Origin of the sequence: Halobaculum sp. P14 (assembly GCF_051195155.1) — an archaeon.
Lineage (GTDB): Archaea > Halobacteriota > Halobacteria > Halobacteriales > Haloferacaceae > JBNTKA01.
This window is the reverse complement of record NZ_JBNTKB010000004.1, coordinates 87,027-101,188: the sequence shown is the minus strand read 5'-3', so window position 1 is coordinate 101,188 and position 14,162 is coordinate 87,027. Positions and strand designations below refer to the sequence as shown.

Here is a 14,162-nt window from a genome sequence, read left to right as displayed (position 1 = left end):
CCGCACGGCTCCCCGGGAGCGTGGAACTTTTACCGGCGCGAAGCGTCGGCTTCGCCGTGCTCGCGCCCGAGATACTCTTCGTCTTTCTCCTCGTCGCCGCGGCGCTCGCGCTGTTCGTCCTCGAACCGGTCCCGGTCGACATCACGGCGCTCGGCGTCTTGGTGACGCTGCTCGTCGCGACGCCGGTGACGACGGCGCTCGCCGACCTCGGCGTCGTCGCCGCTCCGCTCGACCTGGTGTCGGTCGACGAGGGCCTCTCCGGGTTCGCCAACAAGGCGACGCTGACGGTCCTCGCGATGTTCGTGCTGAGCGAAGGCGTCCGCATGACCGGCATCGTCCAGCGGCTCGGCACCCTCATCGCCGGGCTGACGGAGGGAGACGAGACGAAACAGCTCGGCGCCACCATCGGCGTGGTCGGCCCGATCTCCGGCGTCATCAACAACACGGCGGCGGTCGCGATTCTGCTGCCGATGGTGACGGACCTCGCCGAACGCGGCCGCACCTCGCCGTCGAAACTGCTGTTACCGCTGAGCTACGCCTCCATGTTCGGCGGGACGCTCACGCTCATCGGCACCTCAACCAACATCCTCGCATCCGACCTGTACGCGCGGCTCGCGCCCGCCGCAGTCGCCCGGCAGTTCCGAATGTTCGAGTTCCTGCCGCTCGGAGTCGTGCTGCTCGCGGTCGGGACCGCGTACCTGCTGACGGTCGGCCGGTGGCTCACGCCGGAGCGAATCAAGCCCCGAACCGACCTCACCGAGGAGTTCGGAATGGCCGACTACCTCACCGAGGTCGTCGTTCGCGAGGACTCACCGCTCGTGGGTCAGCGCGTCGAAACCGCGCTCGGCGACGTCGACTTCGACGTCGACCTCGTCCAGCTCATCCGCGGCGACAGCGTGTTCCTCGAACCGCTCGGGCAGAAGGAGATACAGGCCGGCGACGTGTTCGCCGTCCGCACCGACCGCGACACGCTCGTCGACCTGCTCGACGTCGAAGGGCTGGACCTCGTCCCGGAGGCGACGGTCGACGAGTCGGAGCTGGAAGCCGCCGAGAGCAGCCAGAACCTCGTCGAAACCGTCATCGCGCCTGGCTCGTCGCTGGTCGGCGAGTCGCTCGCCTCCGCGAGCTTCCGGCAGCGATACGACGCCACGGTGCTCGCGCTCCGCCGCGGCGGCGACGTCATCCGGAAACGCATGGACAACATTCCGCTCCGCGTCGGCGACACGCTGCTCGTGCAGGCCAGCAGCGACTCGCTCGAACGGCTCGACTCGAACCGGAACTTCATCGTCGCCCAGGAGGTCGAACAGCACGACTTCCGGGAGTCGAAAACCACGGTCGCCGTCGGCATCGTCGCCGCCGTCGTCCTGCTCGCCGCACTCGACGTCATGCCGATCGTCGTCTCCGCGCTCGCCGGCGCGCTCGCCATGGTCGCCACCGGCTGTCTCAACCCCGGCGAAGTGTACGACGCGGTCCAGTGGGACGTCATCTTCCTGCTCGCCGGCGTCATCCCGCTCGGCATCGCGATGGAGAACTCCGGCGCCGCCGGCCTCCTCGCCGACACCATCGTCGCCGCCGGCGGCGTCCTCCCGCCGCTCGTCCTGCTCGGCTCGTTCTACGTCGTCACGGCGCTGCTCACCAACGTCATCAGCAACAACGCCTCTGTCGTCCTCATGATACCGGTCGCGCTCGAAGCCGCCGCTCAGCTCGACGCGAACCCGCTCGCGTTCGCCATGGCCGTCACGTTCGCCGCCTCCACGGCGTTCATGACCCCGGTCGGCTACCAGACCAACCTGTTCGTCTACGGCCCCGGCGGCTATCGATTCACGGACTACCTCCGCGTCGGCGCGCCGCTGCAGGCGCTGTTCGCCGTCGTCACGACGCTGCTCATCCCCGTGGTGTTCGGACTCGGACTCTGACCCGGCCACGCCCCGCCCGCCGATGGAACGTTTTATCTCCGTCCGACGGGAATCACGAGCCGCGGGACCGTGGGTTAGCCTGGTATACTTCGGGCCTTGGGTGCCCGTGACCCCGGTTCAAATCCGGGCGGTCCCACTTTTCGCGCCGGCCGCTGCCCGGCGTCAACGCCGCCGTTCGACAGCGGCGTACACGGATTCGCGAGACGGAACTACTTCCGCTCGAAGGCGATACTTCTTACCGCTTGAGGGGCGAAGACGTGTGCAATGAGTCAGGTCGAGCGGGGTGAGCTGGAGCAGTTCCTGAGCTTCTACCGCACCTACTACAGCGACGAAATCGCGCGGCTCGCCCAGAACTACCCGAAAGAGCAGCGGTCGCTCTACGTGGAGTACGACGACCTGTACACGTTCGACGCCGACCTCGCAGAGCAGTACCTGAACCGGCCGGCCGAGATGCAGGAGTTGGCGGAGGAGGCGCTGCGGAACTACGACCTCCCGGTCGACATCTCGCTCGGACAGGCGCACGTCCGGCTCACCGGGCTGCCGCGCGAGAACACCATCGACATCCGCGCGGTCCGCGTCAGCGACGACCACATCGGGTCGCTCGTCGCCGTCCAGGGCATCGTTCGGAAGGCGACGGACGTCCGCCCGAAAATCGTGGAGGCGGCGTTCGAGTGCCAGCGCTGCGGGACGATGACGTACATCCCGCAGAACGACTCCGGGTTCCAGGAGCCGCATGAGTGCCAGGGCTGCGAGCGGCAGGGGCCGTTCCGCGTCAACAACAACGAGTCGCAGTTCATCGACTCCCAGCAGCTCCGCGTCCAGGAGTCGCCGGAGGGGCTCCGCGGTGGCGAAACCCCGCAGAGCATCGACGTGAACCTCGAAGACGACGTCTGCGGCGAAGTCACGCCCGGCGACCACGTCACGGTCGTCGGCCGGCTGGAGATGGAGCAGGTGACGTCCGGCCAGGAGAAGACGACGGTGTTCGACCCGTACATGGAGGGCGTCTCCGTCTCCATCGAGGACGAGGAGTTCGAGGACATGGACATCACCGAGGAGGACAAACAGGAAATCATTGAACTCGCCGCCCACGACGACATCTACGAGGAGATGGTCGGGTCGGTCGCGCCGTCCATCTACGGCTACGACGAGGAGAAGCTCGCCATGATTCTCCAGCTGTTCTCCGGCGTCACCAAGCACCTCCCGGACGGCTCGCGCATCCGCGGGGACCTCCACATGCTGCTCATCGGTGACCCCGGAACCGGGAAGTGCGTCGCCGGCGACACCCGCGTCACGCTGGCCGACGGCCGCGACGTCCCGATTCGGGAGCTGGTCGAGTCGAACCTCGACGACCCGAAGCCGGTCGATGACGGCGTCTGGGACGACGCCGACTTCGCCGTGCAGTCGCTCGGTCCGGACGGCGAAATCGGCGTCCGTGACGCGACGAAGGTCTGGAAGCGCGAGGCCCCGGACCACCTGCTCAGGGTCCGCACGGAAGGCGGCCGCGAACTCGACGTGACGCCGTCGCACCCGCTGTTCACGCGGTCCGGGGGCGCGACGACCGCAGTCCGCGCGGACGAGCTGTCCGAGGGCGCGTTCGTCGCGACGCCCCGCGCCATGTCGACACTCGGAGACGACGCCCTCGCCGTCCCGTTCCGCCGCTCGAGGTCCAACAACGCCGTCCGCCTCGACCTGCCGGACGAGTGGACGCCGTGGCTCGCGCGGCTCGTCGGCTACGTCGTCGCGGAGGGCTACGTCGAACAGCGCGACGACGACTCGGGATTCGTCTCCGTGACGAACGCCGACCGAGAAGTCCTCGACGACGTCGCCGACGCGTTCGACCGGCTCGGCGTGAACTTCACCGAGCGGACCCCGCATCGCGGCGGGTCCGCCCGTGAACTGCGCTGCGGTTCCGGTGAGTTAGTCAGCTTCCTCGCGAACCTCGACCGGGCGCTGCTCGCCGGCTCCGCCGGGCAGCGCGTCCCGGACGAACTCATGTCGGCGAGCGCGGAAACCGCCCGCGCGTTCCTCCGCGCGTTCCTCGAGAGTGAGGGCCACGTCTCGGCCAGCCAACGCGAACTCTCGGTCGCGTCGATGAGTCGAGGGCTGCTTGAGGACGTCCGGACGCTTCTGCTCCGCGTCGGTGTCCGCTCGCAGCTTCATCCGCGCGCAAACGGGAGCTACCGCCTCCGAATCAGCGGCGCGGACTTCGGGACGTACGTCGACCGCGTCGGATTCGTCACCGACCGGAAGTCGCTGGGGAGCACCGAGCTCACCGACGTCCGCGGGAACACGAACACCGACGTGGTCCCGGTCGGCGACGAACTCCGCGGTATCCGCGAGCGCCTCGGGCTGACGCAGGCGGACTGCGGGCTCCCCCGGTCGACGTACCAGCACTACGAGCGCGGCGACCGCACCCCCAGCCGGGACAGCCTCTCGCGCGTCGTCTCAGCGTTCGAGGCGGCCGTCGAAGACGACCCGGAAACCCCGACAGCGCCGGGGACGGGCGAGGAAGCACCACCGCTCCCAGACGGCGGCGCGTCGGTCGCCGAACAGGTGTCCGGGCTCCGTCGACTGGCGGACGGTGCCGTCGCGTGGGAGCGTATCGACTCCATCGAGCGCGTCGAACCGGAGACGGAGTGGGTGTACGACCTCGAAGTCGAAGACACCCACAGCTACGTCTCGAACGGCGTCGTCTCGCACAACTCCCAGATGCTCTCGTACATCCGAAACATCGCGCCGCGGTCGGTGTACACGTCCGGGAAGGGGTCGTCCTCGGCGGGGCTAACGGCGGCTGCGGTCCGCGACGACTTCGGGGACGGCCAGCAGTGGACGCTGGAGGCGGGCGCGCTGGTGCTGGCGGACAAGGGGATTGCGGCGGTGGACGAACTCGACAAGATGCGGCCCGAGGACCGGTCGGCGATGCACGAGGCGCTGGAGCAGCAGCAGATCTCGGTGTCGAAAGCCGGCATCAACGCGACGCTGAAGTCGCGGTGTTCGCTGCTCGGTGCGGCGAACCCGAAGTACGGCCGGTTCGACCAGTACGAGCCCATCGGCGAGCAGATCGACTTGGAGCCGGCGCTGATCTCGCGGTTCGACCTGATTTTCACGGTGACGGACCAGCCGGACCCGGACCACGACGCGGCGCTCGCCGAGCACATCCTGACGACGAACTACGCGGGGGAGCTGAACACGCAGCGGAACGAGCTGGCGACGTCGAACTTCACGGAGGAGGAGGTCGAGAACGTCACCGAGGAGGTGGAGCCGGTCATCGACGCGGAGCTGCTCCGGAAGTACATCGCCTACTCCAAGCGGAACTGCTTCCCGACGATGACCGACGAGGCGAAAGCGGCGATTCGGGACTTCTACGTCGACCTCCGGGCGAAGGGGGCCGACGAGGACGCGCCGGTGCCGGTGACGGCGCGGAAGCTGGAGGCGCTGGTTCGGCTGTCGGAGGCGTCCGCGCGGGTGCGGCTGTCGGACACCGTGGAGCTGGCGGACGCCGAGCGCGTCATCGACATCGTCCGGTCGTGCCTGCAGGACATCGGCGTCGACCCGGAGACCGGGCAGTTCGACGCGGACGTCGTGGAGACCGGGACGAGCAAGAGCCAGCGCGACCGCATCAAGAACATCAAGGAGCTCGTGTCGACGGTGGCCGACGAGTACGACGACGAGCCGGGCGCGCCGGTGGACACGATTCTGGAGCGCGCCGACGAAATCGGGATGGACCGCGAGAAGGCCGAGCAGGAGCTGGAGAAGCTCCGGACGCGCGGCGAGATTTACGAGCCGCAGAGCGGCTACGTCCGGACGACGTAATGGACCGAATCTCCGCGCTCCGGAACGTCGAGGACGCGCTGCGGGCGTTCGAGGACGGCGACGCGGACCTCGCGGCGACCGAGCGGCGCGTGGAGTCCGTGCTGCGGACGTTCGCGACGGAGTTCGAGACCTCGGAGCGCCGGGCGTATCGGGCCGTCGGCGACGCCGCGGCGGGGACGGTCGTGGTCGCGTCGTCGCCGGCGGAGGCGCGCGAGCGGGTCGCGGCGCTCGTCGCCGCCGACGTCGACGCGGCGGCGCTGTCGGTCGAGCCGCTCGACTAGTTCGGCGGCGGACGGGACGGATGCCGCAGGTGTCGGTCCGTACACCTGTCGGAATTAGTTAGAAAGGAAACGCTTTATTTGCTGCCGCGCGAAGTGGTTCGTAGTGTATCGGGGGTATCGACGTGACCGTACGTGAACTCACGGGCGGCGTCCGCGACGAACTCGGCGACGCGTCGACCGTGTTGCTCCTCGCGCCGTCGCTGTCGAGCGGCGGCGGCGACGTGTGCGCCGACCTGCTGGTCCCCGACGAGGGTGCCGACGAGTGTGCGCTGTGGGTGTCGTACACGAAGTCGCCGGACGAGCAGGTCCGGCGGTTCCGGTCGCGCGCGAACGGCGAGCCGCGGCAGGTCGGCGTCATCAACGTCGACGACTCCCGCTCTGCGGCGACCGCCGCACAGAGCGGCGCGTCGCCCGACGGCCCGACCGAGACGGTGACGAGCCCGAACGACCTCACCGGTCTCGGGATTCGAATCACTGAGTACCTCCGCGAGTGGAACGGCGTCGACGGCCGAACAGTCGTCTGTTTCGACTCCATCACTGCGATGCTGCAGTACGTCGACCTCCAGACCGCCTTCGAGTTCCTGCACGTCCTCACCGGCCGGCTGGCGTCGGTCGGCGCGTTCGCGCACTTCCACATGGACCCGACGGCGCACGACGACCAGACGGTGCAGACCCTGTTGACGCTGTTCGACGCCGTCGTCGAGGTCGACGCGGACGGCGGGGCGCCGACGGTTCGGAAGCGCTGACTCGCTCCGCTCGGTTTCGTCCCGCTCTTCCCCGTTTCGTCCTGCTCCGCCCCATTTCGTCGCTCTCTGTCCCGCCCCGCCCGCCTCGGTTCCGGCGCCCGGCCGTCCGCGCTGCGGTCGACGCGCCGACACCTTTATTTCTAACCGGGTGGCATCGAATCCATGATTCTCGTCGCGACGTACTCGCAGGCTGCGCGGACGACGCTCCGGAACGCCTGCCGCACCCACGACGACGTCGTCGTCCGGCGGTTCGGCCGGGCGGCGCTGCTCGAAGCCACGGAGTTCGGCGCGTTCATCGCCTGCCGGCTCCGCGCGAAACACGGCGCAGACGTGCAGGTCGAACGAACCGAGCCGTTCAACGAGTTCACGGCCGTCCGCTCGGCCGTTCGGGCCGCGGCCGACGCCTACGAGGCGCGCGACCAGCCGAGCACGCCGTACGCCAAGTTCGCCGCCGGCACCGACCACCCGTCGCCGTCGACGATGCGCGATGCGGAACTGTGAGCGGCGGCGCGGCGAATCCGCACCGCCGGGTGCGACGGCCGCTGTTCTCGCTGCCGGCCGTCCGGCCCGCGTCGAGGTGCAGCGGTGACCGCGCGGCTCACCGTCGCGGGCCGGACGTATCGCGGCCGCGCCATCGACCTCCGCGGGAGGAACGACGTCGACGTGGCCGCCGTGTTCGACGCGCTGGGCGTCGACAGCGCGGACCCGTTCGCGGCCGACCCGCTGGTCGCGGTCACGGCGTCGCCACCGCCGCTCCGCCGCGCGCTCGCCGCGGCCGCACGGAGTCACGGCCACACCGCGCCGCAGGACGACCGAATCGCCGAACTGAACCGAGAACTGGCCGAACTCGGCGAGTCCGGCGACGCCGACGACCGGGGTGGTGCTCGCAGTGCCCGGGGCGCCCGCGGCGCCGGCGACGCTGCGGGTTCGGCTGAATCGTCGCCGCGGGCGTCGCTTCGGGCCGCGCGGGAGCGCGTCGCCGACGCAGGGGCCGACGTGGAGCGGCTTCGCGAGCGGGCGGCGACGCTCCGCGGCCGGCTCATCGCCGCGCGCGACGCCGCGGAAGAGCGTCCGGCTTCGGACGGTGCGGACCGGGCGAACGGGGACGGGACCGCCTCCGACGACGTCGCCGCGGCCGAGGCGGCGCTGACGGAGACGGTGCAGGCGCTGACGACGGCCGAGACCGACCGCGTGGCCGCCGAGCAGGCGCTGACCCGCGCCGCCGAGCGGATGCGCGCTGCGCGCGACGCCCGCGAGCGCCGGCTTCGACTGACCGACGCTCGCGGGAACCGTCGCCGCGAGGCCCGTGCGGCGCTCGCCCGTGCAGTCTACCCCGCGTTCGCGGCGGCGACGCGGGCCGTTCCCGGCGCGGCGTCACCGGGCGCGGAGCCGGGCGAATGGTCGGGGGACCCGGTGGCGGCGCAGCTCGGCGCGGTGCGGGTCGCAGACCGGGGCGGCCCGGTGGTGCTCGCGGTTCGCCGGTTCGACTCCGCCGCCGGGGCAGCCGACTGCCTCGGCACGCCCGTGATTCTGGTCTGACCCTCCCTGCCGCGGCCGCGCCGTGAGTTTATCGGCGATGACGACGCCAGACCCCGCATGTCAGTCACCGTCGACGCCGCCACGGACGTCCGGTCCGGCGTCGCGCTCGTCACCGTCCGGGTCGCGAACGCCGCCGCCGTCGACCGCCGCGTCCGCGTCGAGAACCGGCTGCCCGGCCCGGTGTTGCCGCCGCGTCGACGCGGCGTCCCGGCTGCCGGCTGGGACGACGGCGGCTGCTCGGTCGTCGTCGCCGCCGACGACGCCCGCGCGCTCGGCTACGCCTGCCCAGTCGGCGACCGGCCGCTCCCGGACGCTCCGGTCGAACTCGCCGCCGTCGGCGACCCGGAGAGCCACCGCGGCGACCCGGTCGACGCCGCGGTCCGGGAACTCGGCGACCACCGGCCGCCGCGCGACGCGCTCCCGACGCCCGACGCGGACGCGGCCGTCTCCCCCGACTCCACCGAATCCGAAATCGACACCGACGCCGTCGCCGCCGGCGACGACGACGCGCTCGTAGCCGAACAGTCGGACCCCGCCGAGGTTCCCGAGTCGGTGGCCGCGTACTTCGACTGCGTGGAGCGCCGCGTCAGCGCCGCCGAACGGCTGACGGGCGCGTCGGTTCCGGAGGCGACGCGGGCGCTCTCGGAACAGGAGGGTAGTCCGGAGGCGCTCGCGTCGACGGTCGCGGCGGACGCGGAGGCGGTTCGAGCCGTCGCCGTCCGGGCCGCGGCGCTCGCCGACCGGGCGGAGGCGGTCGACGTGCCGGTCGACGCGCTCCGGAGGCTGGCGTGATTCTCGCGGTCACCGGCGGGAAGGGCGGCGTCGGGAAGTCGACGCTCGCGTACAACGTCGCCGCCGCGCTCGACGCGCTCGTCGTCGACGCCGACCTCGCGATGGCGGACCTGCCCGGCGGCCGCGGCCCGGACCTCCACGACGTGCTCGCCGGCCGCGCCGACCCGTCCGAGGCGGTCCGGCCCGGCCCGGTCGACGTCCTCCCGTGCGGCCGCTCGCTCGCCGGGGCCCGCGCCGCGGACGTGACGCGGCTCGCGGACGCCCTCCGGTTCCCCGAATACGGACTCGTCGTGGTCGACTGCCCGGCCGGCCTCCGCGCGGACGTCGGCGTTCCGCTCGCCGTCGCCGACGCCTGCGTCGTCGTCGCGTCGCCGCGGCCGTGGGCGCTCGCTGACGCGGTGACGGCGCGCGAACTCGCCCGAGAACTGGACTGCGGCGTCGCGGCGGCCGCGCTCAATCCGGTCGTCGAGGCGCCGCCGCGGGAAGCAGTCCGTCGAGCGCTCGGCGCGCCGACGGTGGCGGTGCCGGCCGACCCGCGGCTCGGCCGGTCGGTCGCGGTCGAGTCTCCGGTGTCGACGTCGGCGCCGGAATCGACGGCCGCGCGCGCTGTCGACGAACTCGCCGACGCGGTCCGGCGCTGCCGGGACGTCTGAGAAGTAGCCGGTACGGCGTCAGTCGCGGAGGTCGGTGTAGGTGTTGCGGAGCGTCACCGGCGTCACGTCGGCGACTTCGGCCGCGTCCGCCTGCGTGCAGCTCGCGCCGTGGTCGCGGGCGGCGGCGTACAGGCACGCCGCGGCGACGCCGCTCGGATTCCGGCCGTTCGTCGAGCCGTCGTCCCGGAGCGCTTCGAGCGATGCCCGGGCGGTCCGTTCGACCACGGGGTCGAGGCCGAGTTCGGAGGCGTACCGCGGCAGGTACTCCGCCGGGTCGATGGGGCCGACCGGCAGGCCGAGCTCGCGGTTCAAGGCGTCGTAGGCGGCCCGGAGTTCGTCGGCGTCGGCTTTCGCGTCCGCGAGCAGTTCCGCGCGGGTGCGCGCGATGCCGGCGACCCGGCAGGCGGCGTACACCGCCGCGGCGGCGAACCCTTCGAGCGACCGGCCGCGCAGCAGGTCTTCGGTCTGCGCCGACTCGAACAGCGAGCAGGCCTGGTCGCGGACCTGGTCGGAGAGCGACTGCACCGACGTGAGCCGCCGAATCTCGGTGAAGCCGTACACCTGGTTCCGTTCGCGTTTCGTGGAGATGCGCGCGCGGGTGTGCTGCCGGCGCATCCGCGCCCACTGCCGACGCTTCCGGCCCTTGACGCGCGTGTAGCCGATTTCCGTGGAGAGGCCGCGGTCGTGCCGCGACCGGGTGAGCGGAGCGCCGGTGCGCCGCGGGTCGGTGTCGTCGTCGCCGAAACTGCGCCACTCCGGGCCGCGGTCGAGCCGGTCTTCGGCGACGACCAGCCCGCAGTCGCCGCAGACGGTTTCGTCGCCGTCGGCGCGCAGTCGGCCGTCGCATTCGGGGCAGGCAGCTGTTGTCTCGCTCATACTCGAAACTCGGTCCCGAACCAATACTTAACCACAGGGGGATTCCGGGGTGTCGCCGCCGAACGAGCCCGATGAACGTACCGATAACCGGTATCTTACTGCCCAGGCGAAAATTAGATTTCTGTCTCCACACGTGAATTTATATCGGATGCGGGCGTGAGTTCGCGTATGGCGCTGTCAGACATCGCCGCGGGACTGGTCGTCGTCGACGAGCAGGACGACCGCGGCGTCGCGACCGTCGACGACACCGGCGTGGGGCTCGCCGAGCGGTTCGCGGCGCACGCCGACGCGCTCCCGTGTACGCCGGAGGCCGCGGCGACGGTCGTCGAGACGTACGGCCGCGGCGTCAGCGTCGGCGACAGCGCCCGCGCGGCCGGCGTCGCCCCGATGACCGCGGCGAAGGCGCTGCACCGCTGCGGCGTCCCCGGCGTGTCCCCGCTGGCGCCGACGGCCCGCCGCGTCGTCCGCGACTGGGTCGCCGGTCACCTCTCCCGCGCAGACGCGCTCGAACTCACCGGCGGCGACGACGCGGCGTTCGCGCTCGCCGGCTACGTTGAGACGCACGACCCGGTTCCGGCGCTCGCCGAGGCGACGGACGCGGCGCTCGACCGCCGCGGCGACGCCAGCGTCGCGAAGCGCGAGGCGCTCGCGGAAACGATGAGCGCCGCCACCGACCTCCGCTGACCGCTCGGCGCTCCGAAGAACGCGAAAATTCTTTTCGGGCGTTTCGGCTCGTCCTTCTCGGTTCCTGCCGGCCCCGATTCGACCGTCCGGTCAGCCGCGGAGCCGTTCGTCCGCCGCGTCGACGAGGCGGTTCAGGGCGCCGCGCTCGTCGAACTCGACGTCGAGCGGCAGGTCGCAGACGGTCCGCGTCGCGTCGGCGACGCCGGCGGCGAACGCGTCGTCGCCGAGACACGCCGGCGCCGCAGCCACCTCGGTCGGCCCGGTCGGAATCGCGGCGTCCGCGTCCGCGAGCGCGCCGCCGACGGCGACGACGTGGTCGGGCGACGCGCCGACGTCGATGAGGCGGTCGGTCATGCGTCGCGCGGCGTCGGCGCCGTGCGTGTCCGCGGACGTCACGACGGCGACGGTGTCGGCGGCCGTGACGGCGGCGACGCTCTGGTTCGCGGCGACCGGCGGGACGTCGACGAGCACGGCGTCGAACCGGGCGTTCAGCTCCTCGATTCGGGCTTCGAGCGCCTGCGCGGCCTCGACGGTTTTCGCGCGGGCCACGCGCTCGAACGGAGCGAGCGCCGGCGCGACGGCGACCCGGCCCGGCGTGGCGTCGCCGTCGGAGCGCGAGGAGTCGGCGTCGGCTCCGGCGCCGGCGAGCGGCACCTCGACGAGCCCGTCGACCACCGATCGGTCCGGGTCGAGACAGAGCGCCGTGACGTCGGGGTCGATTCGGCCCGGGACGTACTCGGAGAGGCCCTGCGTTGCGTACGCGGCGTCGACGACGGCGGCGTCGAAGCCGTCGCGTGCGAGCATCGCCGCACACTCGACGGCGGTTCGGGTGGTGCCGACGCCGCCGGCGGCGCCGACGAGCGCGACTGTTCGGCTCATACCCGCCGTGGTCCGCCGCTCCGAGATAAAATTTCGGGTCTACGCGGACGAAATTTCTTCGGCGATGCCGTCCAGTTCGTCGTCCGAGAGGTCCGGGCGCTCGCCGGCCACGGCGTGGATCGGGCCGCCGCCGTCCCCGTCGAACCGCGGGACGACGTGGACGTGGACGTGCGGAACCTCCTGGCCCGCGGCCTCGCCGTCGTTCACGCCGATGGTGTGGGCGTCGGCGCCGACGGCGTCTTCGATACGCGGCGCGACGTCGTACAGCAGGTCGAACACGGCGCGCGACTCCTCGGCGGACATGTCGCCGAGGCGCTGGTGGTGCGACTTCGGGACGACCAGCGTGTGCCCTTCGGCCAGCGGGTTCGCGTCGAGGAACGCGACCGCGTCCTCGGATTCGGCGACGATGCGGCCCGGGATGTCCCCGGCGACGATGGCGCAGAAGATGCAGTCCTCGCTCATGGGTCAGGTGGGGGATGTGCCGCGCGGCGCTTGAATCTACGGGGCCTCGGTCACTCCGTCAGCGGGAGGAAGATGCCGATGACGAACACGGAGACGAGCAGCCCCAGCACGCCGAACGCCTCGATTTCGACGAGCAGCGTCTCCTCCCACCCCGGCAGCGACACGCCGGCGAGGGCGGCACCGACCTCCACGGCCACGGCGAGCAGGAACGCGCCGAGGCTCACCGCGATTCCGCGCTTCGTCAGCGCGGACCAGTTCCGCTTCCCGTATCGTCCAGCCATATCTGCTGTGTCAAACGCACGGTAAAATGCGTTCTGTTTCGGGAAGCGAAAGACTCAGGGGAAGGTGAGGCCGTGGGCGGGTATGGAAGAGACGCTGTTTGACGCCGCGTGGCAGGTCGCCGAGTGGCTGTTCGTCGCGGCCGCGAGCGTCCTGTTCACCGGCTTCGGCGTGCACTTCGAGGAGGCGGGCCGCGCCGCGCTCGCGGCCGCGAACCTGAACTACGCCGCGGTCGACCTCGCGCTGGCGGCGCTCGCGCTGCTGTGGGGCGTGTACCTCTGCGGCTACAGGCAGTTGCTGCCGCGCACCCGGTCGCTGTTCGCGAACGCGGACTGACGTCCGCACCACGCCGTCTCCGTCCCGCTCGGTCAGCCGTCGAGCGCGTCCACGAGCGCCGGCGCGACCGAGACGTCGCTCTCCTCTCGCTCGACCGTGTCGGTGGCGACGACGCGCTCGACGCCGGCGGCGGCGAGTTTCGTCCGGGCGTTCCCGACGAGCATGCCGTGGACGCAGGCGGCGAACACGCGGCCGCAGTCGCGGTCGTGCAGCGCCTCGACGGCCTCGCTCACGGTGGACCCGGTGGCGACGATGTCGTCGACGACGACGACGTCACGGCCGGCGACGTCGGCGTCGCTCGGCTTCACGGACACCTCGCCGGTGTCGTAGTCGCGCTCCTTCTCGAAGAAGTCCGTGTCGCCAGCGCCGTAGGCGTCCCGGACGGTCCGCGCGAGCGACTCGGCGCTCTCGTCCGGACCGAGGAACAGCGGCTCGGTCAGGTCGCCGGGAAGCGGCGCGGCGAGCCGCGACGCGGCGTCGACGACATCGACCGGGCAGTCGAAGAAGTCCGCGACGCCGGGCTCGTGCGGGTTCACGAGCACGACCCGGTCGGCGCCGGTCGAGACGGCGCGGGCGACGGCGCGGGCCGACACGGGCTCGCCGTGTTCGAACGCCCGGTCCTGCCGGGCGTACCCCATGTACGGCAGCACCGCCGTCACGTCGTCGGCGCCGGCCTCCCGGACGGCGTCCTGTAACTGCAGCAGTTCGACGAAGGCGTCGTTCGACGTGGTCGCGGCGACGACGACGGCGTCGTCGCCCGAAAACCCCGGGACGGCGGCGCACTCCTCGCCGTCGGGGAACCACCGGTACTCGGGCGTCGCGAGCGGGCGGTCCGTCTCGGCGGCGAGCGCGGCCGCGAGCGACTGCGAGGCGGACCCAGGGACGAACATACGCGTCGATATCCGC

15 protein-coding genes and 1 tRNA gene are annotated in these 14,162 nt (G+C 71.6%); 11 read left to right on the top strand and 5 right to left on the bottom strand.

Annotation, left to right across the window (positions count from 1 at the left end):
• The first annotated feature begins 56 nt into the window (after nt 1-56).
• The 9 genes from ACQUS7_RS09250 to ACQUS7_RS09210 all read left to right on the top strand — a co-directional run bounded on the left by ACQUS7_RS09250 (nt 57) and on the right by ACQUS7_RS09210 (nt 9,740).
• A complete protein-coding gene (locus ACQUS7_RS09250) occupies nt 57-1,916 on the top strand; it encodes an SLC13 family permease (protein ID WP_435126624.1) in 1,860 nt (619 codons plus the stop codon).
• 63 nt (nt 1,917-1,979) lie between these two features.
• A tRNA-Pro gene (locus ACQUS7_RS09245) sits at nt 1,980-2,052 on the top strand.
• Nucleotides 2,053-2,180: 128 nt separating this feature from the next.
• Nucleotides 2,181-5,729: an LAGLIDADG family homing endonuclease gene (locus ACQUS7_RS09240; protein ID WP_435146544.1), complete on the top strand. Its 3,549-nt coding sequence runs from the start codon at nt 2,181-2,183 to the stop codon at nt 5,727-5,729.
• The gene (locus tag ACQUS7_RS09235) at nt 5,729-6,010 is read left to right on the top strand and encodes a hypothetical protein (RefSeq protein ID WP_435146542.1); all 282 of its coding nucleotides are present in this window, start codon (nt 5,729-5,731) and stop codon (nt 6,008-6,010) included. The genes ACQUS7_RS09240 and ACQUS7_RS09235 overlap by 1 nt, the downstream gene beginning before the upstream one ends.
• A 122-nt stretch (nt 6,011-6,132) precedes the next feature.
• Complete coding sequence (locus ACQUS7_RS09230; protein WP_435126632.1) at nt 6,133-6,756, top strand: DUF7504 family protein; 624 nt, start codon at nt 6,133-6,135, stop codon at nt 6,754-6,756.
• 162 nt (nt 6,757-6,918) lie between these two features.
• Complete coding sequence (locus tag ACQUS7_RS09225; RefSeq protein ID WP_435126635.1) at nt 6,919-7,257, top strand: hypothetical protein; 339 nt, start codon at nt 6,919-6,921, stop codon at nt 7,255-7,257.
• An 84-nt stretch (nt 7,258-7,341) separates the two neighbouring features.
• Complete coding sequence (locus tag ACQUS7_RS09220; RefSeq protein ID WP_435146540.1) at nt 7,342-8,295, top strand: hypothetical protein; 954 nt, start codon at nt 7,342-7,344, stop codon at nt 8,293-8,295.
• A gap of 57 nt (nt 8,296-8,352) precedes the next feature.
• On the top strand, nt 8,353-9,087 hold the full coding sequence (locus tag ACQUS7_RS09215) for a hypothetical protein (RefSeq protein ID WP_435146537.1): 735 nt from the start codon (nt 8,353-8,355) through the stop codon (nt 9,085-9,087).
• Complete coding sequence (locus ACQUS7_RS09210; RefSeq protein ID WP_435126642.1) at nt 9,084-9,740, top strand: P-loop NTPase; 657 nt, start codon at nt 9,084-9,086, stop codon at nt 9,738-9,740. The genes ACQUS7_RS09215 and ACQUS7_RS09210 overlap by 4 nt, the downstream gene beginning before the upstream one ends.
• Before the next feature lie 18 nt (nt 9,741-9,758).
• On the opposite strand, the gene ACQUS7_RS09205 is transcribed toward ACQUS7_RS09210, so the two are convergent.
• Nucleotides 9,759-10,616 carry a transcription initiation factor IIB gene (locus tag ACQUS7_RS09205; RefSeq protein ID WP_435146534.1) on the bottom strand — a complete coding sequence of 286 codons (858 nt, stop codon included), beginning with the start codon at nt 10,614-10,616 and terminating at the stop codon, nt 9,759-9,761.
• A 168-nt stretch (nt 10,617-10,784) separates the two neighbouring features.
• Between ACQUS7_RS09205 and ACQUS7_RS09200 the strand changes: the two genes are divergently transcribed.
• Complete coding sequence (locus ACQUS7_RS09200) at nt 10,785-11,300, top strand: hypothetical protein (protein WP_435126651.1); 516 nt, start codon at nt 10,785-10,787, stop codon at nt 11,298-11,300.
• A gap of 90 nt (nt 11,301-11,390) precedes the next feature.
• Here the strand turns inward: ACQUS7_RS09200 and ACQUS7_RS09195 are convergent, their stop codons facing one another.
• Genes ACQUS7_RS09195 through ACQUS7_RS09185 form a run of 3 tightly spaced genes read right to left on the bottom strand, consistent with a single transcriptional unit; the run spans nt 11,391 to nt 12,922 of the window.
• On the bottom strand, nt 11,391-12,179 hold the full coding sequence (locus ACQUS7_RS09195; RefSeq protein WP_435146532.1) for an AAA family ATPase: 789 nt from the start codon (nt 12,177-12,179) through the stop codon (nt 11,391-11,393).
• A gap of 39 nt (nt 12,180-12,218) precedes the next feature.
• Complete coding sequence (locus ACQUS7_RS09190) at nt 12,219-12,641, bottom strand: HIT family protein (protein ID WP_435146530.1); 423 nt, start codon at nt 12,639-12,641, stop codon at nt 12,219-12,221.
• 50 nt (nt 12,642-12,691) lie between these two features.
• Entirely contained in the window at nt 12,692-12,922 is a 231-nt protein-coding gene (locus ACQUS7_RS09185) for a hypothetical protein (protein WP_435126659.1), read from the bottom strand.
• An 82-nt stretch (nt 12,923-13,004) separates the two neighbouring features.
• Between ACQUS7_RS09185 and ACQUS7_RS09180 the strand changes: the two genes are divergently transcribed.
• Complete coding sequence (locus ACQUS7_RS09180; protein ID WP_435146528.1) at nt 13,005-13,256, top strand: hypothetical protein; 252 nt, start codon at nt 13,005-13,007, stop codon at nt 13,254-13,256.
• 32 nt (nt 13,257-13,288) lie between these two features.
• Here ACQUS7_RS09180 and prs read toward each other — a convergent pair whose 3' ends face one another.
• Nucleotides 13,289-14,146 (bottom strand): ribose-phosphate diphosphokinase, encoded by an 858-nt coding sequence (prs, locus tag ACQUS7_RS09175; RefSeq protein ID WP_435146526.1) that lies wholly within the window; start codon nt 14,144-14,146, stop codon nt 13,289-13,291.
• Nucleotides 14,147-14,162 lie beyond the last annotated feature (16 nt).